The organism is Microbacterium sp. GXF0217 (assembly GCF_054798195.1).
Genome location: NZ_JBSJZG010000005.1, coordinates 275,097 through 294,568, shown reverse-complemented (window position 1 = coordinate 294,568; position 19,472 = coordinate 275,097). Strand labels below are relative to the sequence as shown.

Below are 19,472 nucleotides of genomic sequence, written 5' to 3'. Positions count from 1 at the left end.
TCCGCCAGCTCGTTGATCTCGGCGGTCACGGCGTCGCCGCCGCTCGAGCGCCACAGGTCGATGGCATCCTGCAGGCCGTCGAGGTCGAGCTGGCCGGCGATGTACTGGATGCGGGCGTCGGCGACGATCGTGTCCAGCTGCGCGCCCTTGGACACGTAGGTGTCGGACACGTAGGCGGCCGACGGGTCGTAGACCGCGGACTCGAGGTCGGAGGCCTCGATCTCCTTGCGCTTGTCGTACATCTCCTGCTCGTAGTCGCTGGCCTGCTTGGGGTTGTATCCCTGGAAGCCGGTGACGTTCGTGCCGAGCTGCGCGTAACTGGCCGAGGTGTCCTTGTCGGCCTGAGGGACGTCGTCGATCGCGACGGCGAGGTCGCCGTCGAGCTCGTAGGTGACGCCCTCGATGCCGTTGTTCAACAGCGGGCCGACCTCGGCGGAGTTCATCTTGTTCAGCACCTCGAGCACCGAGCGCAGCTGCTCCTCGGTCTTGACCTGCGCCTTCGGGATGGCGAGGAAGCCGCTGTAGCCGGCGGTCGGGAGGGCGTAGAGCTCGCCGTCGGGGCCCTCGAGGTTGCCGGTCACGTCGACGTAGTTCTGGAAGTTGTCGGGGTCCTGCTCCTTGAGCAGCGTCATCAGCTGGCCGGCGCGCGAGTGCACGTCGATGATGATGCCGCCCTTGCCGGTGAGGAACGGCTCGTTCCACTTGGCGGAGTCGAAGGTCGCGTAGTCGGGGTTGACCACGCCGTCCTCGACGAGCTGGCGCTCGAACTGCACGGCCTCGAGCCACTCGTCCGTAGTGAAGTTCGGAACCAGCTCGCCGTCGCGCTCGGTCCAGCGGTTGCCGGCGCCGTACCAGGTCTCGATGGCATCCCACGGGCTGTTGGTGCCGATCGTGCCCGGCCACTTGGGGATGATGAGACCGTACGTGTCGTCGACGCCGTTGCCGTCGGGGTCGTTCTCGGTGAACGCCTTCGCGACTTCGTAGAGCTCGTCCGTCGTGGTGGGCATCTCGAGGCCCAGGTTGGCGAGCCAGTCCTTGCGGATGATGACCGCTTCGCGCATGACGTCGCGCGAGCGGAAGATGCCGTAGACCTTGCCGTTGATGCTGGAGGAGTGCTGCACCTGCGGGAACGTGGTCTTGAGGTTGTCGTAGTCGTCGAGGTAGTCGGTGAGGTCCCAGAACGCGCCGGCCTCGGCGTTGCGGACGAAACCGGGGTCCTTGCCCTGGATGACCATGACCTGCGGGAGGTCGTCGCCGGCGAGCGTGATGTTGACCTTGTCGCCGTACGACGAGTTGGGCACCCAGGTGATGTCGAGGTCGACGCCGATCTCGTCTTCGATCGCGGTCTCGAACTGGTTGCCGTCCTCGGGGGCGTTGGTCACGAGGTAGGGCGCCATGATGGACAGCGTGTCCAGTTCGGCGGCCTCCGTTCCGGCATCCGAGCCGGCGGAACAGCTGGTCAGGGCCAACGCGGCGACGGCGGCGATGCCGATGCCGGAGGCGAGGGTGCGGTGCTTCATGGGAGCTCCTTCGTTGGGGTGGGGAGGGGATCAGGTCGTGGGGTCGGCGAGGCGGCGGTCGTTCGCCGTGAAGAAGCCGATGCAGAGCGCGGTGCTGAGCGTGAGCCAGGCGCCGAGCGAGAGGAACGGGATGATGCCGGGAAGGATGAGGCTGGCGGTCACCACCACCACCGCGGCGAGCAGTAGCAGGATGGCGTGCGGGAGACTCCGCAGGACCCAGCGGAACGCGGTCGGCGCGTAGGCGCGCAGGGCGAGGTCGTAGTGCGCGAACATCGACACGGCGACGGTCGTGACGGCGAAGGCCAGGGCAAGGGCGACGCTGGTCAGGATGCCGAGAGGAGCGCCGAGTGAACCGGCGAAGTACTGGCCGAGCGCGCTCGTTGCGAGCAGCGCCGTGATCGCGAAGGCGGGACTCAGAGCGGCGTTGGCGCGCCAGAACTCGCGCCGCCAGGCCTGGGCGAAGGAGCGGGCAGCGGCGAAGCCGTCTCCGCGGAGCCGCTTGCGGGTGAGCTCGGCTGCGGCGACGGATGCCGGTGCGAAGCCGAGCACGATTCCGCCCGCGAGCGCGAAGACGATCCAGAGCAGGTTGACGGTCGCGACCCACCACAGCCACTCGAAGGCGGCCTGCGCGCGAAGAGCCCAGACCGGCGAGGCGGCGTTCGTCGTCATCGGCTCTCCAACGTTGCAGGGCAGGGGCGGACTTGTTCGGAATGCGTTTTCCGAAAAGCGGCTCCGTGAACGCTAACCCCGGTCCGGGGTGCCCGTCAAGCCGAAACCGGGTCCGTGATAAAAACGTTTCACTTCGTTTCACCGGTGGCACGGCGAAGGGGGTGGGCCTCGGCGCCCCCGCGAGGGAACGCCGAAACCCACCCCCTTCGGGTGGGGTGCGTCAGTACGCTGCGGACTGTCCGCCGTCGATCGGGATGACCGTCGCGTTGACGTACGACGAGTCATCCGAGAGGAGGAACGCGACCACCGCGGCGATCTCGTGCGCCTCGCCGTAGCGCTTGGTGGGGTTGGCCTGGATGAACTGCTCCGCCGCCTTGCGCGGGTTCTCCGGGTCGATCTGCTTCATCGAGTTCTCGACCATCGGCGTCCAGATCGCGCCGGGTGCGATGGCGTTCAGGCGGATGCCGAACTTGCCGTACTCGACGGCCGAGTTGCGGGTGAGGCCGACGACGCCGTGCTTGGCGGCGGCGTAACCGGACTGGTTGCCGACGCCGCGGATTCCACCGACGCTCGCGGTGTTCACGATGGAACCGCTGCCCTGCTCGTGCATCACGGCGAGCACCTTCTCGAGGCCGAGGAAAACGCCGCGCAGGTTGATGGAGACGACCTTGTCGAACTCGTCTGCGGTGAAGTTCTCGGTGAGGTTCTGCTTGCCCTCGATGCCGGCGTTGTTGAAGAAGCCGTCGATGCGACCGAACTCGGCGACGGCGGCATCCACATACGCCTGCACCTGAGCCTCATCGGAGACGTCGGCGACGGTCGTGATGATGCGCGCGTTCGGCGCGCTCTCGCGGATAGCGTCCGCGGTCTCAGCGAGGCCTTTCTCTGACACGTCGACGAGCGCGAGGTTGGCGCCTTCGCTCGCCAGGCGGACAGCTGTCGCGCGGCCGAGGCCCGATCCTCCGCCGGTGATGATGATGGTCTTGTCGCTGAATCGTGCGTCGGTCATTCGAGCCTCCTGAGCTGTCATTCGACGTCCGGCGCCCGTGATGTCGCCGCGGGTGCTGGACGGGTCGTCTTTCGCGGCCGCCATCCACGCTACGCCTGGTTCTATCCGCGCGAATGGATTTCGCTGGGAGCTGACACGGGCTGTCCGCCCGAGTCGTCCGTGCCGAGCGCGGAATGGACGTTACTCGGTCTTCACCCGGAGTCGGCCCCGGAGGAACGGCAGCGCAGGGGCGCGGTAGCTCAGCATCCCCTCGTCCTGCGGGCGGAGCGTGATCTCTGCCTGTCCGAAGCGCCACATGCGGTTGAACAGGAACACCCCGAGGATCACGTCGTGCTCGGACGAGACCTGCCAGGTGCCCAGTCCCCACTGGATCGGTTGCCCTTTGCCCTCGATCACCAGGGTCGGACGGATGCCGGCATAGAGCGCGAACCAGGGCCTGTGAAGATTCAGCTCGATGCGGCGGGTCCCAGGCGTCATGCTGCTCACGCTACCGGGCGGTAGTCTTCCGTGATCGCCACCGCGTGGTCGTCACGGAGGATCGGGGGAGTCGATGGGCCGGAGAGATCGCCGATGGCCGTGGGTCATCGCCCTCATCGTCGCCGTTCTCGGACCGATTCTCGTGTTCAGCTCGTGGACGGGATTCTGTGCGGATTCGCCTCAGGCGTCGCAGAGCTTCTGTGCATCCGGGCCGCTGATCGGCTGGCCGGCGGCATGGGCGGTCAGTGCGCTGTGCGCTGCCCTGTTCGTCGCTGCGCTGGTTCGGCTGCTGCGCTCGCGCGCCCGGGGCGCCGACTGAGAGCGGGAGTTCAACCGATGAGCCCGATCAGGTGACGCGCCTGCGCTTCGGTCGTGCCTGGCGGATTGCGATCGAATCCGCCGTTGCGCGGGAGCCGCATGACCAGCCAGAAGGCGGCCCACAGCGGGCGGTACGCATCCACACGGTCCTGCTCGTCGTCGGACAGCCCTGCGGCGGCCAACCCGGCAGGGTCATAGACGTCGGCGAGACGGGCGGCGATGTGCTCGACGTGATCGGCCAAGTCGTATGCGGGGTCCGTGAGGCCGCCGTCCTCGAAGTCGACCAGGCGGCACATCTCGCCGTCCCAGAGGACGTTCGCGGGATTGAGATCGGAGATCCCGAGCGCCGTGAGGTGCGGGGCCGGAACGGCGTCCGGTCGCGCGAGCCAGTCCGACTGCAGGTGCGGAGGTTCACGCCCGCGGCGACGCGGCAGCTGCGAGTTGAGCTCGACGAGGTCGATCAGCGCATCGCTGGGGACGAGCGCCCATCATCAGGGCAAAGCAAAACCCCCGCCATGTAGAAGCTAGGCGAGGGTTTCTGGGACCGTTGTAACGACGGTCCGTGTGGCTCCGACGGGCGTCGATCCCGTGACCTCACGATTTTCAGTCGTGCGCTCTACCAACTGAGCTACAGAGCCTCGCGGCATGTTCACAACCTGCCGCGTCTTAGACGACAGGCCCTCTTCGAGAAAAGGGCCTGTCGCTCAGAGCGACCCTGACGGGACTTGAACCCGCGACCTCCGCCGTGACAGGGCGGCACGCTAACCAACTGCGCTACAGGGCCATGCTTTTAAATTGTATCGGAACCGTAGGAGTGACCCCAACGGGATTCGAACCCGTGCTACCGCCGTGAAAGGGCGGCGTCCTAGGCCGCTAAACGATGGGGCCGAAGTCTGTCCCGGAGGACTTCCTTGCCGACGCTCAAGCATAAAGGATGCTTTGACGAAAACGCGAATCGAGGGCGCGCCCTCTTTCCGATCGGGCGTGTCGGGAGGACGATGGATGCCGTGAGTCGTGCCGATTCGGGCGCACCCGAGCCCGGGCGAACCGGTGCGAACACTGTTGCAGATGTGAATCTTGTTGTTAGTGTGACATCTGTGAAACCGGCGGAAGGAGCCGTGTGAACGAGTACCTTGCGGACGATGCTGCCCGAGCGGCGTCCGAGGATTGCGGCTGCGCACCGAGCGCGGCTGAACGCACAGCACTGTGGAATCGCGGGTCGATGACCCGTCGCGCGGCCATCGGCGTCGGCGCGCTCAGCGTCGTCGCCCTCAGCGCCTTCGGCATCACCAACGGAGTGAACGCCGCGTACGCCGCCGAGTACCCGAGCTGGGACGACGTCCAGCGGGCCATGCAGAGCGAGGCGGCCAAGGCTGCTGAGGTCAAGCGCATCGAGGGACTCATCGCAGCCCTCACGCAGAAGGTCGCCGAGACCCAGGCCGCCGCCGAAGCGGCATCCAACGAGTTCTACGAAGCCCAGCAGGCGTTCTTCGACGCCGCGACCGAAGCCGACGAACTCCAGGCGCAGGCGGACGAGCAGTCGGCAACCGCTGACGCGGCCGCCACCAAAGCCGGCCAGGTCGCCGCGCAGCTGTACCGCAACGGCGGTGACGACACCGCGCTTCAGCTCTTCTTCTCCGGCTCCGCAGCGGATGCCGATCAGCTGCTCTCCAAGCTCGGCACGATGGACAAGCTGCTCGAGTTCAACCAGACCGTGTACGACGACGCCGTCGCGGCCCGCAACTCCGCCCAGCAGCTCAGCGATCAGGCCGTCGTCGCCCGCGAGGAGCGCGACCGCCTGCAGAAGATCGCGGAAGAGAAGATGGTCGCGGCACAGGATGCCGCCGATGCAGCGCAGGCCGCACTCGACGAGCAGTCCGCGAACCTCGACACGCTCCAGACCCAGCTCCTCGCCCTCAAGGAGGCGACAGCGGCGACCGTCGCGTCGTACCAGGTCGGCGTCGAAGAGCGCCGCAAGGCCGAGGAAGCACGCAAGAAGCGCGAAGCCGAAGAAGCAGCAGCCGCTGCGGCTGCGGCCGCTGCGGCCGCAGCCGCCGCCGGCAACGGCGGCGGAGGCGGCGGAGGCGGCGGCGGTGGCGGTGGTGGAGGCTCCAGCTCCAGCGGCTGGGTCCGCCCGCACGGCGGCCACCGCTCGTCCGGATACGGACGTCGCCCGAGTCGGTGCGAGAACGGCAAGTGCTCGTCGAGCTTCCATCGCGGTGTCGACCTCGCCAACGGGTGCGGCGCCCCGATCTACGCGGCGACCTCCGGTGTCGTCGACGCGGCCTTCTACAACGGCGGATACGGCAACTACATCCGCATCCAGCACGCCGGCGGCAGCGCCACCGGCTACGCGCACATCCGCTCCGGCGGATTCGCGGTGAGCCGCGGCCAGCGCGTCTCGGCAGGCCAGGTCATCGCGTACGCGGGCAACACGGGCAACTCGCTCGGCTGCCACCTGCACTTCGAGGTCTACATCGGCGGCTCGCCGGTGAACCCCATCCCGTTCATGGCGGACCGCGGCGTCAGCGTCTGATCCCGCCCATGCGAGAACCCCCGGCCCGCCGAAGCGGACCGGGGGTTCTGCGTGTGAGCATCGGAGCGCTCAGTGGCCTTCGCCGAAGCGGACGATCGCCTCGTCGAGGATGCGCTGCGCTTCCGCGGCATCCCCCCAGGCGTCGACCTTGACCCACTTGTTGGGCTCGAGGTCCTTGTAGTGCTCGAAGAAGTGCTCGATCTCCTTCTTCGTGTACTCGGCGAGGTCGCCGATGTCCTGGATGTGGGCCCAGCGCGGGTCCTTCGACAGGACGGCGACGAGCTTGTCGTCTCCGCCGGCCTCGTCGCTCATCTTCAGGACGGCGACGGGGCGGACCTCGACGACGACGCCGGGGTAGATGGCGTGATCCAGCAGGACGAGCACGTCCAGCGGGTCGCCGTCCTCGCCCAGGGTGTTGTCGAAGTAGCCGTAGTCGGCCGGGTAGCCGAACGTCGTGTAGAGGACGCGGTCGAGGTGCACTCGCCCGGTCTCGTGGTCGACCTCGTACTTCACGCGGCTGCCGCGCGGGATCTCGATGACGGCGTCGTGTGCGCCCATGCGTGTGCTCCTCAGAAAAGACGGTTGGATGCCGCGGACAAGCCTACCCGGGGCGCCAACACTCCTCGGGGCAGGGCCGGATGCCGAGGGGCGCCGTGCCCTAGCGTTGAGCTGTGCCCTCGTTGAATCCTGCCGTGGCCGAGATCCGCCTCGCCGTCCGCACCGCCCTCGCCGAACTGCCGGACGGAGCGACGGTCATCGTCGCGCTCTCCGGCGGCGCTGATTCGCTCGCGCTCACGGCGGCCAGCGTGTTCGAGGCGCGTTCGCGCGGTATGAACGTCCTCAGCCTCACCGTCGACCACCAGCTGCAGGAGGGCTCCGACCTCGTCGCGGCGACCGCTGCCGTCGCTGCGGAGTCCCTCGGCGTCGCGGACGCGCTGCAGACCAAGGTCGAGGTGTCGGATCGTGGCGAGGGCACCGAAGCCGCTGCACGCGCCGCCCGATACGCCGCACTCCGCGGGATCGCCACGGCCGAGCGCGCGGCCGCTGTGCTGGTCGGGCACACGCTCGACGATCAGGCCGAGACCGTGCTGCTCGGCCTCGCCCGCGGCTCGGGCGCCACGAGTCTGCAGGGCATGGCCCCGGTCCGCGAGGACGAGGACGGCTTGCGCTGGATCCGGCCGCTGCTCGGCGTGCGCCGCGCGACGACCAGGGCGTTCTGCACGGCATCCGATCTCGAATTCTGGGACGACCCGCACAACCTTGATGACCGATTCGCGCGGGTGCGCGTCCGCGAGAACGTCCTGCCGGTGCTCGAATCCGAACTCGGCCCCGGCATCGCGCAGGCGCTCGCCCGCACGGCCGAACAGCTCCGTGAGGATGCCGAGGCCTTCGACGAGATGATTCATGAGACCATCGAGGACATCGTCGAGCACGCCGAAGCCGGCATCTCGGTCAGTGCCGCGGCCCTCGCGGCGAACCCTGCCGCGCTCCGCAACCGGATCATCCGTCTCGTGGTCGACAGCGAGTTCGGCGTGAGCCTGACCCGCACGCAGACGCTCGAGGTCGCGCGCCTGGCGACGGACTGGGCTGGTCAGGGCCCGATCGACCTGCCCGGCTGCGCGGCCGTGCGCCGCGGGGGACGGATCGTCTTCACCGCCCGCTGAGCGGTTCTCCGCTTCCGGTCGCAGTTCGCGCCGGAGTGCCTCGGTGACGCCGGACGCGCGTATGCGACGACCGGAACACCGATCGCCGCATACGTGCGCTGCGTCCTACTTCTTTCCGCCGAACAAGCCGCCGAGGATCCCGCCCAGGTCGATCCCGCCGCCGGTGCCGGCCTGCGAACCGCCGCCGAGCAGGCCACCCAGCATGTCGCCGAGACCGCCGCCGCCCGAGGAAGAACCGCCGCCGACGAGCCCGCCGATGAGGTCGCCGATGCCGCCGCCCGACTCCTCGCCGGCCGCGGTCTTCTCGGCCTTGCCCTTGCTGGCGTTCGCGAGCAGGTTCATCACGATCGGGGCGAGCATCGGCAGGAGCTTGCCGAAGTCGATGCCCGCGGTCTCCTTCGACTCGGTGAGCTTCGCCGTCACCTCCGCCTGCTTGTCGCCGAGCACGTGCTTCACGATCTTGTCGCCGTCGGCCTGGTCGATGTCGTCGACCTTCGCCGGCGTCGCGCCTTCGTGCTTGCGCAGGGCGTTCTCGATCGCGGCGGAGCCCTCTGAGCTCTGGGCGTTCTTCGCCAGGCCGCCCAGCAGAACCGCTCCGCCCTCTTCCACGGCCTTCTTCGCTTCAGCGGGGGAGACCCCCAGCTTCGCGGCGATGTCGTCGATCGGAACCTGCCTGAGGATGTCTTCGATGGCCATGCCAAATCCTTCCGTCGGGGCATTCGCCCTGGTCATCGCTCACGTTAGTGCGGATGCCCAGGCATCCGTCACCTAAAATCGATCCATGCGCGCCGCTGAGATCCAGGACGACCTTGCACAGATCCTCGTGACAGAGGAGGAGATCCAGACCAAGCTCGCGGAGCTCGCCGCCCAGGTCGCCGACGATTACGCGGGCAAGGACCTGCTGCTCGTCGGCGTGCTGAAGGGCGCCGTCATGGTGATGGCCGACTTCGCCCGAGCACTGCCCTTCCACGCGCCGATGGACTGGATGGCCGTGTCCAGCTATGGCTCCAGCACGAAATCCAGCGGTGTGGTCCAGATCCGCAAGGACCTCGACACCGACCTGAACGGCAAGCACGTGCTCATCGTCGAGGACATCATCGACTCCGGCCTCACCCTGAGCTGGCTGCTCGACAACTTCGCCTCGCGCAGCCCCGCATCGATCGAGGTCCTCGCGCTGCTGCGCAAGCCGGATGCCGCCAAGGTCGAGATCGACTGCAAGTACGTCGGCTTCGACATCCCCACTGATTTCGTCGTCGGCTACGGCCTCGACTACGACGAGCGCTACCGCAACCTGCGCGACGTCGCGGTGCTCGCTCCGCACGTCTACAGCTGACCTGTCCGCCGTGGGCGAATCACAGCGGCCGCCAAGCGGGCGGGCGGTACGCTGAACCCATCATGGATGTGAAGAAGATCACCCGGAATCCCCTGATCTACGTGGCGCTGATCGGTGTGCTCCTGTTCGGCGGATTCCTGCTGATCTCGAACCTCGGAGCGCCGAAGCAGATCACGGTGCAGCAGGGTCTCGAGCTGCTGGCCGGCGACACGGTCACCGAGGTCACGAACACCGACGGGGACCAGCGTGTGGACATGACGCTCTCGAAGGAGTTCGAGGGCGCCAAGGACGTGCAGTTCTACTACGTCGACGCGCGCGGCGATCAGATCGTCGAGGCGATCGATGCGGCCGACCCGAAGGACGGCTTCACCGATGTCGTTCCGCGGGCGACCTGGTTCGACAGCTTCCTCTCCCTGCTCATTCCGCTCGTCCTGCTCGGCCTGCTGTTCTGGTGGCTGCTGAGCTCGATGCAGGGCGGTGGCGGCAAGGTCATGCAGTTCGGCAAGTCCAAGGCGAAGCTCGTCAGCAAGGAGACCCCGACGGTCACCTTCGCCGACGTCGCCGGCGCGGACGAGGCCATCGAAGAGCTCCAGGAGATCAAGGAGTTCCTGCAGGACCCCGCGAAGTTCCAGGCCATCGGCGCCCGCATCCCGAAGGGCGTGCTGCTGTACGGCCCTCCCGGCACCGGAAAGACGCTGCTCGCCAGGGCCGTCGCCGGCGAGGCTGGCGCTCCGTTCTACTCCATCTCCGGTTCCGACTTCGTCGAGATGTTCGTGGGCGTCGGCGCTTCGCGCGTACGCGACCTGTTCAACCAGGCCAAGGAGAACTCGCCCGCGATCATCTTCATCGACGAGATCGACGCCGTGGGGCGCCACCGCGGCGCCGGCATGGGCGGCGGCAACGATGAGCGCGAGCAGACGCTCAACCAGATGCTCGTCGAGATGGACGGCTTCGACCCGAACGCGAACGTCATCGTGATCGCCGCGACCAACCGTCCTGACATCCTCGACCCCGCACTGCTGCGCCCCGGCCGCTTCGACCGCCAGATCGGCGTGGACGCCCCCGACCTCAAAGGCCGCCAGCACATCCTCAACGTACACGCCAAGGGCAAGCCCCTGTCGAAGTCCGTCGACCTCGAGGTCGTCGCGCGCAAGACCCCCGGCTTCACGGGCGCCGACCTCGCGAACGTCCTCAATGAGGCGGCTCTGCTCACCGCGCGCTCGAACGCGCAGCTCATCGACAACCGCGCCCTCGACGAGGCCATCGACCGCGTGATCGCCGGTCCACAGCGTCGCACGCGTGTGATGAAGGACCGTGAGCGTCTGATCACGGCGTACCACGAGGGCGGTCACGCGCTTGCGGCCGCTGCGATGAACTACACCGACCCCGTGACGAAGATCACGATCCTGCCGCGCGGTCGGGCGCTGGGCTACACGATGGTGCTGCCGCTGGACGACAAGTACTCCGTCACCCGCAACGAACTGCAGGACCAGCTCACGTACGCCATGGGCGGTCGCGTCGCCGAGGAGATCGTCTTCCACGACCCGACCACCGGCGCATCCAACGACATCGAGAAGGCGACCGGCATCGCCCGCAAGATGGTCATCGAGTACGGCATGACGACAGAGCTCGGCCCCGTGAAGCTCGGCTCCGAGGGCGGCGAGCCCTTCGCCGGTCGCGACATGGGTCGCGGCCGCGACTACTCCGAGACCGTCGCCGAGCGGGTCGACGTCGAGGTGCGCGCGCTCATCGAGCAGGCGCACAACGAGGCCTACCAGGTGATCAGCGACAACCGCGACGTGCTCGATCGGCTCGCGCACGCGCTGCTCGAGGAGGAGACCCTCGACCACAACCAGATCGCCGAGATCTTCCACGACGTGCGCAAGCTCCCTGAGCGCCCGCTGTGGCTGTCCAGCGACGAGCGTCCCGTGTCGACGCGACCCCCGATCGAAGTGCCCAAGCGGCTGATCCCCGCGGATGCCGCGGCATCCGAAACGGCACCGGCGGACGCCGCTGCACCGCAGGGTGCGGCCGACTCCGCGCCGTCCACCGGGCACACCCGTCCGGCCACCGCCTGATCGTGACCGTCGACAGGGAGCGGGTCGCAGCTCTCACCCGTGAGCTGCTCGAGGCGATCGGGGAGGACCCGGAGCGCCCGGGGCTCAAGCAGACCCCTCAGCGCGTCGCCGATCTGTACACCGAGTTCTTCGCCGGCGTCGGTGAGGATGCCGCGGCTCCCCTCGCCCACACCATCAGCGTCTCGCGCGGTCCGGCACCGGAGACGATGCCCAGCAGCGCGGTCGTGCTGCGGGACATCCGGTTCCGTTCGGTGTGCGAGCACCATCTGCTGCCGTTCGCCGGACGCGCGCACCTGGCCTACCTCCCCGGAGAGCAGGTCGTCGGCCTCGGTGCGCTCGTGAAGGTCGTCGAGACCCTCGCGACGCGCCCGCAGGTGCAGGAGCGCCTCGGCGAGCAGATCGCCGACACGATCGATGCGCACCTCGACACCCGCGGTGTGCTCGTTGTCCTGGATGCCGTGCACGGCTGCGTCACGATGCGCGGCGGTCGCCAGCCGGAGGCATCCACCCTCACGATCGCAGCCCGCGGCGCCTACACCGACCCGGCCGCTCGTGCCGAGATCATCGCACTGATCTCGGCATCCGCAGGCCCTCCGACGAGCTCGCGGACCGGGTTCTGATGACGAGGATCTGGGGCATCGTCAACGTGACGCCCGATTCGTTCAGCGACGGCGGGCGCTTCCTCGACTCGACCACCGCCATCGAGCACGGCCTGCGGCTGATGGCCGAGGGCGCGGATGTGCTGGACATCGGCGGGGAATCGACTCGACCCGGAGCCGAGCGCGTCGACCCGTCCGTCGAGCAGGAGCGCGTTCTTCCCGTCATCGCCGCTCTCGCGGCGGAGGGCGCGACGATCAGCATCGACACCCTCAACGCTTCGACGGCGGTCGCCGCTGTCGAAGCCGGTGCCCGGATCGTCAACGACGTCGCCGGAGGGCTCGCCGACGAGCGCATGCTCGCCGCGGTCGCCGCGACCGACGCGGACTACGCGCTCGGGCACTGGCGAGGACCATCCGCCGACATGTACTCCCACGCGGACTACCGCCGTGCCGCCCGCGAGGTCGCCGGTGAGCTGCGCGCCGGAATCAGCAGGGCCGCCGCCGCCGGAATCGCGCCGTCGCGCCTCATCCTCGACCCGGGCATCGGGTTCGCGAAGGCGGGGGAGACGAACTGGGAGGTGCTCCGCGGGTTGGACGAGATCACTGCCCTCGGTCACCGCGTCCTCATCGGCACCTCGCGCAAGCGTTTCCTCGCGGACACCCTGCGACGGGTGCCGGGAGAGGACGAGATTCCGCTCGCACGTCGCGATCTCGCCACCGCCGTCACCAGCGCGCTCGCCGCCGGCGCCGGCGCCTGGGCCGTGCGTGTCCACGACGTCGCAGCGACCCGCGACGCCCTCGCCATCGCCCGCGCGTGGGAGGGCGGAGCATGAACCCCATGGATGAGATCTGCCTCGCCGGGCTCACGGCGTTCGGCCGGCACGGTGTGTACGACCACGAGCGCGAGAACGGCCAGGAGTTCACGGTCGACCTCCGCCTGAGTCTGAGCCTCGCGGATGCCGCGGCATCCGACGACGTGACCGACACCGTGCACTACGGCGAGCTGGCCGACAAGGTCGTCGAGATCATCCAGGGCGAGCCGGTCAACCTCATCGAGACGCTCGCCGAGCGGATCGCCGACGCCGCACTCGCCGACGCGCGCGTGCTCTTCGTCACGGTCACCGTGCACAAGCCGCACGCGCCGATCGCGCACACCTTCTCGGATGTCTCCGTGACGGTGCGCCGCTCGCGTGAGGGCGCACGATGATGGTGCGGATGCCGCCGCTGCCGCCCATCGATCCGCGGCCGGCGCGTGAGGCCAGCGTCGCGGTCGTCGCGCTCGGGGCGAATCTCGGCGATCGGCGAGAGACGATCGAGCATGCGGCAGCGCGCATCGCGCGACTGCCGCTGGTCGACGACGTGCGGCTGTCGCCGCTGCACGAGACTGTCGCCGTCCGTCCGGACGGACCCGATCCGGACGCGCCGACCTACGTCAATGCGGTCGCGCTCGTGACGACGCGGCTCGCCCCACAGGTGCTGCTCGGCATGCTGCACGCGATCGAGGACGAGCACGGCCGAGAGCGCCGCGAGCGCTGGGGGGACCGGACGCTCGACCTCGACCTCATCGTCTACGGCGACGTCACCTCGCACGCGGACCACCTGCTGCTGCCGCACCCGCGCGCCGCCGAGCGCCTCTTCGTCCTCGAGCCCTGGCTCGACCTGGATCCGGATGCCGAGATCCCCGGGGCCGGCCGTGTCGCCGACCTGGCGGCCGGACTGCGATCGGATGCCGCCGGCGACGGGCAGAGCAGCCGATGAGGCGCACCTCCCCTCTCGTGCTGGTCGTGCTCGCGCTCATCGGCGCGGCGGCCGGATTCGGCCTCGATCATCTGCTGACCGTCGGCGGGCGGGCGACGTTCACGCCGTCCGCGTGGCTGCCCGTGCTGCTGCTCCTGCTCGCTGCGGCATGCCTCGGACTCGCCTGGCCGGTGCGTCGCAGCGTCAGGGGCCTCTCGGGGAAGCGGATCGATCCATTCCGCGCGCTGCGCGCGGCGACACTCGCGCGCGCATCCAGCCTGCTCGGTGCACTGCTGGCGGGCTTCGGCGCCGGCATCCTGGTCTTCCTGCTGTCCCGTCCGGTCGGGCCGCCGGTAGGGTCGATGGTGGCGATGGCCGCACTCGTCGCGAGCGGCATCGTCCTCGTGGCGGCCGCGCTCGTCGCCGAACAGTTCTGCACTCTGCCGAAGGATTCTGATGACCGACAGCCAGATGACCCCTCCTCAGGAGCCGACGCCGGGCATTGAGCCCGATCCTGCGCAGAACCCGGTGCTGGATGCCGGCACCTACACCGGCATCCGTGAGCCGCGGGGAGCGGGGCGGCTCGCGCTCGACGGGCAGTGGCATCAGATCTCGCCGCGCTATGTCGTCTCGCAGCTCGTGCAGAACCTGGTGTTCATCGCGATCGTCGCCGTGGCCGCCGGCGTGCTGAGCGCGATCATCGGCGAGACGTGGGTGTGGATCCCCGCGGGCGTCGTGATCCTGATCACGCTCATCACCCTCGCGATCCTGCCTCGTCAGGCCCGCGCGATCGGGTACATGCTGCGCACCGACGACATCGTGTTCCGCAAGGGCATCCTGTGGCAGCGGATGATCGCCGTGCCCTACGGGCGCATGCAGCTGGTCGACATCACGCACGGACCGCTGGACCGCGCGTTCGGGGTCTCGCAGCTCAAGATGGTCACGGCCGCGGCGACCACGGGCGTGCAGATCCCCGGTCTCGCGCAGGCGGCGGCCGAGGCGCTGCGGGACACGCTGATCGAAGTCGCCGAGACCCGTCGGACCGGGCTGTGAGCGTTCCGTCGTTCGGCCAGCAGGGGCCGGGGGAGCCGGGCCAGCCGGGGGCGCCGGTTGCGCAGCCGATGATGGGGCAGACGCCGCTGTCCGACGACAGCCTCGCCGACGGCGAATGGCATCGGCTGCACCCGCTGACGCCCCTCTTCAAGGGCGGTCTGGTGCTCATCGTGCTCGCCGGCATCATCATCAGCAACTTCCGCGACCGCTTCATCTACTGGTTCGTCAACCTGTTCACCCCTGATGAGGTCCACGTCGACGAGTACACCGGCGGAGACCCGGTCGACTGGGTGATGGACAACAACCTGCTGCTGATCGCCCTGCTCATCGCCCTCGGCGTCGTGCTCCTGCTGTGCGCGGCGTTCTGGGTCGTGTGGCGGTTCCATCAGTTCCGCATCACCGACGACCATGTCGAAGTGCGCAAGGGCATCGTCTTCCGCTCGCACCGGCGTGCTCCGCTGGACCGCGTGCAGGGTGTGAACCTCACCCGTCCTTTCCCAGCGCGCCTGATCGGCATGGCGAAGCTCGAGGTGGTCGGCGCCGGCACCGACGCCAACGTGCCGCTCGAGTACCTCTCGACGCCCAAGGCCGAGGTCGTGCGGACCGACATCCTGCGCCTCGCGTCCGGCGCCAGAGCAGCACGAGAAGCCGCCAGGACCGGACAGCCGGTCGCCGCCGCGAACAGGCGTCAGCAGGTGACAGGCGCCGTGAGCCACGGCATCAACGACCTGATCGGCGGCGTCGATCTGCAGGATGTCGCACCCGAGAGCGTCGTCAAGATCCCGACCGGGCGCCTGGTGGGCTCGCAATTGCTCAGCGGTGTGCTGTGGTTCGTCTTCTTCGCGGTGATCTTCGGCATCGTGATGGGGATCGCGATGCCCGCGATCCTGGCCGACGAGGGACCAGCGGCAGGCTTCGCCATCCTGGGCGTCGGCATCGGCATCGGAGTCCCGCTGGTGATCGCGACCGTGGCGATCACCTGGGCGCAGATCTCGAAGTCGCTCCGGTATTCGATCGCACCGACCCCCGACGGGGTGCGCATCACGTACGGCCTGTTCACGACCGTGACCGAGACGATCCCCCCTGGCCGCATCTTCGCGGTCGAGGTCACGCAGTCGCTGCTGTGGCGGCCGTTCGGCTGGTGGACGATCAAGATCAACCGCATGAGCGGCAAGAGCGCGGCTCAGCAGTCGTCCGGCAGCGCGCAGCAGTTCAACATCGTGCTCCCCGTCGGCAAGCGCGCGGACGTCGAGCGCGTACTCGGGCTCATCCTGCCGGATCTGCCGGGCGCCGACGCGCCACTGGTGTGGCAGCACGGCATCCTCGGCCCGCAGCAGGACGACCCGTACGTGCGGATGCAGCCGCGCGCCTGGTGGCGGCGCCCCGTGTCGTGGAAGAGGCACGGCTTCGCGCTCACCGATTTCGGGCTGATCCTGCGCCGCGGCGTGCTGTGGCGAAAGCTCGCGGTGTTCCCGCTCGCGCGCATGCAGGGCGCTTCGGTCTCGCAGGGGCCGATCGACCGCGCGCAGCGCGTCGCCTGGATGAAGGCGCACAGCGTCACGGGCCCGATCCTCGGCGAGATCGTCGGCATCGACAGTGCGCAGCTCATGGCGGCGTTCGACGACATGTCCCGCCGCACGTCGGCCTCTCTCGAGCGCGATCGCGGACATCGCTGGGCCGTGGAGATCACCCCATCGGATGCCGAGCAGCCGGTGTGGTCGGCCCCCGTGCCCGTGTTCACGGTGCCCGCCTTCGGCGCGCCGCTCGTCGGCGGGGGAACCACGCCGCCGGTCGGGCCGCCCGCGCCGCCGGCCGCCGTCCCTCCGCCTCCGCCGGTGGGTGGGCCGCGTATCGTGCCGGGAGCGCCTCCCGCCCCGCCCGCCGCTCCTCCCGCCCCGCCCGCCGCGCCTCCGGTTCCCCCACGGACGGAGCCCCCGCGTGAATCGTGAGGGACGCCTCGGCGTCGGAATCATCGGCGCGGGTCGCGTCGGTCCGGTGATCGGCGCAGCGCTCGCCGGAGCAGGGCACGCGGTCGTCGGCATCACCGCCTCCTCCGATGAGGAGCGCGCCTCAGCGGTCCTGCCCGACGTTCCCGTGCTCGACGCGGCGGAGGTGCTGCGCCGCAGCGAGCTCGTCATCCTCGCGGTGCCGCACGACGACCTGCCAGGGCTCGTCGACGGTCTCGCGCAGATCGGCGCGTGGCAGCCGGGGCAGCTCGTGCTGCACACGGATCCGGCCTACGGCATCGGCGTGCTCGAGCCGGCGCAGCGCTCCGGTGTCATCCCGCTCGCGGTGCATCCCGCGATCACGTTCACCGGGACCACGATCGACCTGCGCCAGCTGCAGGCGTCGTTCGCCGCCGTGACCGCTCCCGCGCCGGTGCTGCCCATCGCGCAGGCGCTCGCCGTCGAGCTCGGCTGCGAGCCCGTCGTCATCGCCGAGGAGGACCGCCCGGCGTACGCCGAGGCGATCGCTACGGCATCCGAATTCTCCCGATCGATCATCTCCCAGGCGACCGGCCTGCTGCGGGGGATCGGTGTCGAGAACGCCGGGAGCTATCTCTCGGCGCTGGTGCAGTCGACAGTCGAGCGCGCCTTGCGCGACGCGTCGGACCCGCTGCTGCCCTGAGGTCAGCGCCCTCCGGAGAAGCCGCCGCCTCCGCCGCCGCCGGAGAACCCGCCACCGCTCGACCCGCCGAAGCTGGACGAGCTTCCGCTGCTCGGCGACGTGTACGTCGACGACCCGGCGGTCACGGTCGAGAAACCGGACAGACGCGCCGACAGTCCGATCACGGCGCCGTTCACCCAGATCGGCGACTGCTGATCCTGGGCGTACGCGGTCTCGAGCACCAGGCCCCATTCGCGTTCCTGCCCGAACAGGACGGCGTACGGAAGCAGCAGCTCGTACAGGTGGATCACGTCGATCGTGCCGTCCGTACGGCGCTCGGCGCCGGTGTACGACTGCAGCATCCGCAGGCGGTCGGCCTCGGCGACGCGGATGAACTCCCGGACGCCCTCGAGATGCTCCAGGGCCGCGGCGCCTTCGGGCGTCAGCACGGTACGGGGGGACAGTGCGGCGATGAGCGACACCACGGCCGCGGCGAGCAGGAGAGCCGACAGCAGGATGCCGGGCACCGCGCTCTCGCGGCCCTGCACCGCACCCCAGATCCCCAGACCGAGACCGGTCGCGGCGACGGCGAGCGCGATGCCGCTGAGCACTGCGGCCGTGCGGCTGCGCGCCTTCGTGGTGAGCCCGCGCGCCGTGGACTCCTTCTTCCCCGCGGCCACCAGACCCTGCATCCGCTGAGCGAACGAGGTGCTCTCCTTCGGGATCGTCATCACCACGTCCGGTTCGTCGTTGTTGAAGACGGCCTTCAGCGCACGGTGATCGAGCGGATCAGGGATCGGCGCGTTCTGCCGACTCAGCCGCGGCCGGGTCTGGTCCTTCGTGTCCGCCGGCAGCTCCTCCAGACGCAGCATCCCTCGCACGGCGAGATGGAGGATCTGCGCGGTGATCGGGTTCCGCGCACCAGGAACGATCGCGTTCGCGAGTAGCGGCGGCATCGAGACCGGCACGTCGTACTGAGCGATGATCACACCGGACGCACGACGCCGCGAGCGGACCATCGCCGATGTCGCGATCCATCCGCCGGCGGCGAGCACGGCCGCCGCGCCGCTCGTCACGAGCGGGACCACATCGGTCGTCGGGTTCGGCAGTCGAGGGCCGGGCTGCACGACGGTTCCCGGCTCGAACGCGATCGCGACCGTCACGCCCTCGCCGGCGGAGAGGCCGGTCTCGGCGACCGTGGCCGTGTCGCCGTCGACGGACAGGTCGCAGCGATCCGTCGATCCCTCCCTGCCGACGTAGCACGCGGAGGCGCCGGTCAGCTGTCGGCTCAGCTCGGGAGCGAACACGATGTCGGCGGTGAAGTCGTCGATCGACTGCGTGCTGTCCAGCGGCAGGAGATCCCAGTAGAACTCGTCGACGCCGTCGCGCGCGGCCAGGATCGTGTCGCGCATCTCGTACGTGATGACGTACGTCGTCGCCCCGTGCACGTACTCGTCCGTGCCGGTGAGGATGTAGAGGACGTCGTCGTCCTCCTCCGTTTCGTACGGGACAGCGGTGCCGTCGGCATCCTCGACCGAGACCACCTGGACCTCGGTCGATGCGCCCTCGTACCGCACGGGGAGCCCGCGTACGATGCCGCGATTCTGATCGAAATCGGGGAACGCGGCCGTCAGGGTCTCGGTGACCCGCATGGTCGCGCGACCGTCGCCATCGGTGCCCAGCTCGTAGTCCGCATCCCACGAGGAGTAGGAGAAGTCGTTCACATCCGTGGGGACGGATGCCGAGGCGGCTGCCGCCGGCAGAGCGGATGCCGCGACGGCGACGGCGAGGGCGGCGAGTGCGTGAAGTCGTCGGCGTGCGCTCATGGTTTCCACGCTACCCGCCCGCGATAAACTGGCCCCTGACTTCCAA

21 protein-coding genes and 3 tRNA genes are annotated in these 19,472 nt (G+C 69.1%); 13 read left to right on the top strand and 11 right to left on the bottom strand.

Annotation, left to right across the window (positions count from 1 at the left end; translation table 11 throughout):
* The 4 genes from ACWAT3_RS12840 to ACWAT3_RS12825 all read right to left on the bottom strand — a co-directional run.
* A partial coding sequence (locus ACWAT3_RS12840; RefSeq protein WP_460798974.1) for an extracellular solute-binding protein occupies positions 1 to 1,520 on the bottom strand: 1,520 nt, incomplete at its 3' end.
* 30 nt (positions 1,521 to 1,550) lie between these two features.
* Complete coding sequence (locus ACWAT3_RS12835) at positions 1,551 to 2,189, bottom strand: YesL family protein (protein WP_460798972.1); 639 nt, start codon at positions 2,187 to 2,189, stop codon at positions 1,551 to 1,553.
* Between the two features lie 220 nt (positions 2,190 to 2,409).
* Entirely contained in the window at positions 2,410 to 3,198 is a 789-nt protein-coding gene (locus tag ACWAT3_RS12830) for a glucose 1-dehydrogenase (protein ID WP_460798971.1), read from the bottom strand.
* 180 nt (positions 3,199 to 3,378) lie between these two features.
* Positions 3,379 to 3,675, bottom strand: coding sequence for a hypothetical protein (locus ACWAT3_RS12825; RefSeq protein WP_460798969.1), 297 nt, complete (start codon positions 3,673 to 3,675; stop codon positions 3,379 to 3,381).
* 73 nt (positions 3,676 to 3,748) lie between these two features.
* On the opposite strand from ACWAT3_RS12825, the gene ACWAT3_RS12820 reads away from it, so the two are divergent.
* Positions 3,749 to 3,994, top strand: coding sequence for a hypothetical protein (locus tag ACWAT3_RS12820; RefSeq protein ID WP_460798967.1), 246 nt, complete (start codon positions 3,749 to 3,751; stop codon positions 3,992 to 3,994).
* A 10-nt stretch (positions 3,995 to 4,004) separates the two neighbouring features.
* On the opposite strand, the gene ACWAT3_RS12815 is transcribed toward ACWAT3_RS12820, so the two are convergent.
* The 4 genes from ACWAT3_RS12815 to ACWAT3_RS12800 form a co-directional block, all read right to left on the bottom strand.
* A complete protein-coding gene (locus tag ACWAT3_RS12815) occupies positions 4,005 to 4,331 on the bottom strand; it encodes a phosphotransferase family protein (RefSeq protein WP_460798989.1) in 327 nt (108 codons plus the stop codon).
* 227 nt (positions 4,332 to 4,558) lie between these two features.
* Positions 4,559 to 4,631, bottom strand: a tRNA-Phe gene (locus tag ACWAT3_RS12810).
* A gap of 72 nt (positions 4,632 to 4,703) precedes the next feature.
* A tRNA-Asp gene (locus ACWAT3_RS12805) sits at positions 4,704 to 4,777 on the bottom strand.
* 31 nt (positions 4,778 to 4,808) lie between these two features.
* A tRNA-Glu gene (locus ACWAT3_RS12800) sits at positions 4,809 to 4,881 on the bottom strand.
* A gap of 334 nt (positions 4,882 to 5,215) precedes the next feature.
* On the opposite strand from ACWAT3_RS12800, the gene ACWAT3_RS12795 reads away from it, so the two are divergent.
* Entirely contained in the window at positions 5,216 to 6,529 is a 1,314-nt protein-coding gene (locus tag ACWAT3_RS12795) for a peptidoglycan DD-metalloendopeptidase family protein (protein ID WP_460798966.1), read from the top strand.
* Positions 6,530 to 6,598: 69 nt separating this feature from the next.
* Here ACWAT3_RS12795 and ACWAT3_RS12790 read toward each other — a convergent pair whose 3' ends face one another.
* Complete coding sequence (locus tag ACWAT3_RS12790; RefSeq protein WP_298040495.1) at positions 6,599 to 7,087, bottom strand: inorganic diphosphatase; 489 nt, start codon at positions 7,085 to 7,087, stop codon at positions 6,599 to 6,601.
* A gap of 113 nt (positions 7,088 to 7,200) precedes the next feature.
* Here ACWAT3_RS12790 and tilS point away from each other — a divergent pair, with 113 nt between their 5' ends.
* The gene (gene tilS / locus ACWAT3_RS12785) at positions 7,201 to 8,193 is read left to right on the top strand and encodes a tRNA lysidine(34) synthetase TilS (protein ID WP_460798964.1); all 993 of its coding nucleotides are present in this window, start codon (positions 7,201 to 7,203) and stop codon (positions 8,191 to 8,193) included.
* A 105-nt stretch (positions 8,194 to 8,298) separates the two neighbouring features.
* On the opposite strand, the gene ACWAT3_RS12780 is transcribed toward tilS, so the two are convergent.
* On the bottom strand, positions 8,299 to 8,889 hold the full coding sequence (locus ACWAT3_RS12780; RefSeq protein ID WP_460798962.1) for a DUF937 domain-containing protein: 591 nt from the start codon (positions 8,887 to 8,889) through the stop codon (positions 8,299 to 8,301).
* An 85-nt stretch (positions 8,890 to 8,974) separates the two neighbouring features.
* Between ACWAT3_RS12780 and hpt the strand changes: the two genes are divergently transcribed.
* The 10 genes from hpt (at position 8,975) to ACWAT3_RS12730 (ending at position 17,621) form a co-directional block, all read left to right on the top strand.
* Positions 8,975 to 9,526, top strand: coding sequence for a hypoxanthine phosphoribosyltransferase (hpt, locus tag ACWAT3_RS12775; RefSeq protein ID WP_460798961.1), 552 nt, complete (start codon positions 8,975 to 8,977; stop codon positions 9,524 to 9,526).
* A gap of 62 nt (positions 9,527 to 9,588) precedes the next feature.
* The gene (gene ftsH / locus ACWAT3_RS12770) at positions 9,589 to 11,604 is read left to right on the top strand and encodes an ATP-dependent zinc metalloprotease FtsH (RefSeq protein WP_460798959.1); all 2,016 of its coding nucleotides are present in this window, start codon (positions 9,589 to 9,591) and stop codon (positions 11,602 to 11,604) included.
* A 2-nt stretch (positions 11,605 to 11,606) separates the two neighbouring features.
* Positions 11,607 to 12,224 carry a GTP cyclohydrolase I gene (gene folE, locus ACWAT3_RS12765; protein ID WP_460798957.1) on the top strand — a complete coding sequence of 206 codons (618 nt, stop codon included), beginning with the start codon at positions 11,607 to 11,609 and terminating at the stop codon, positions 12,222 to 12,224.
* Positions 12,224 to 13,036: a dihydropteroate synthase gene (gene folP / locus ACWAT3_RS12760; RefSeq protein ID WP_460798955.1), complete on the top strand. Its 813-nt coding sequence runs from the start codon at positions 12,224 to 12,226 to the stop codon at positions 13,034 to 13,036. Before folE ends, folP begins: the two co-directional genes overlap by 1 nt.
* Entirely contained in the window at positions 13,033 to 13,410 is a 378-nt protein-coding gene (gene folB, locus ACWAT3_RS12755) for a dihydroneopterin aldolase (protein ID WP_460798953.1), read from the top strand. Before folP ends, folB begins: the two co-directional genes overlap by 4 nt.
* Positions 13,410 to 13,961 carry a 2-amino-4-hydroxy-6-hydroxymethyldihydropteridine diphosphokinase gene (gene folK / locus ACWAT3_RS12750; RefSeq protein ID WP_460798987.1) on the top strand — a complete coding sequence of 184 codons (552 nt, stop codon included), beginning with the start codon at positions 13,410 to 13,412 and terminating at the stop codon, positions 13,959 to 13,961. The genes folB and folK overlap by 1 nt, the downstream gene beginning before the upstream one ends.
* The gene (locus ACWAT3_RS12745) at positions 13,958 to 14,446 is read left to right on the top strand and encodes a DUF3180 domain-containing protein (RefSeq protein ID WP_460798952.1); all 489 of its coding nucleotides are present in this window, start codon (positions 13,958 to 13,960) and stop codon (positions 14,444 to 14,446) included. Before folK ends, ACWAT3_RS12745 begins: the two co-directional genes overlap by 4 nt.
* A complete protein-coding gene (locus tag ACWAT3_RS12740) occupies positions 14,397 to 14,993 on the top strand; it encodes a PH domain-containing protein (protein WP_460798950.1) in 597 nt (198 codons plus the stop codon). The genes ACWAT3_RS12745 and ACWAT3_RS12740 overlap by 50 nt, the downstream gene beginning before the upstream one ends.
* Positions 14,990 to 16,942: a PH domain-containing protein gene (locus ACWAT3_RS12735; RefSeq protein ID WP_460798948.1), complete on the top strand. Its 1,953-nt coding sequence runs from the start codon at positions 14,990 to 14,992 to the stop codon at positions 16,940 to 16,942. Before ACWAT3_RS12740 ends, ACWAT3_RS12735 begins: the two co-directional genes overlap by 4 nt.
* On the top strand, positions 16,932 to 17,621 hold the full coding sequence (locus tag ACWAT3_RS12730) for a Rossmann-like and DUF2520 domain-containing protein (protein ID WP_460798946.1): 690 nt from the start codon (positions 16,932 to 16,934) through the stop codon (positions 17,619 to 17,621). Before ACWAT3_RS12735 ends, ACWAT3_RS12730 begins: the two co-directional genes overlap by 11 nt.
* A gap of 2 nt (positions 17,622 to 17,623) precedes the next feature.
* Here ACWAT3_RS12730 and ACWAT3_RS12725 read toward each other — a convergent pair whose 3' ends face one another.
* A complete protein-coding gene (locus ACWAT3_RS12725) occupies positions 17,624 to 19,426 on the bottom strand; it encodes a DUF2207 domain-containing protein (RefSeq protein ID WP_460798944.1) in 1,803 nt (600 codons plus the stop codon).
* Positions 19,427 to 19,472: the final 46 nt, after the last annotated feature.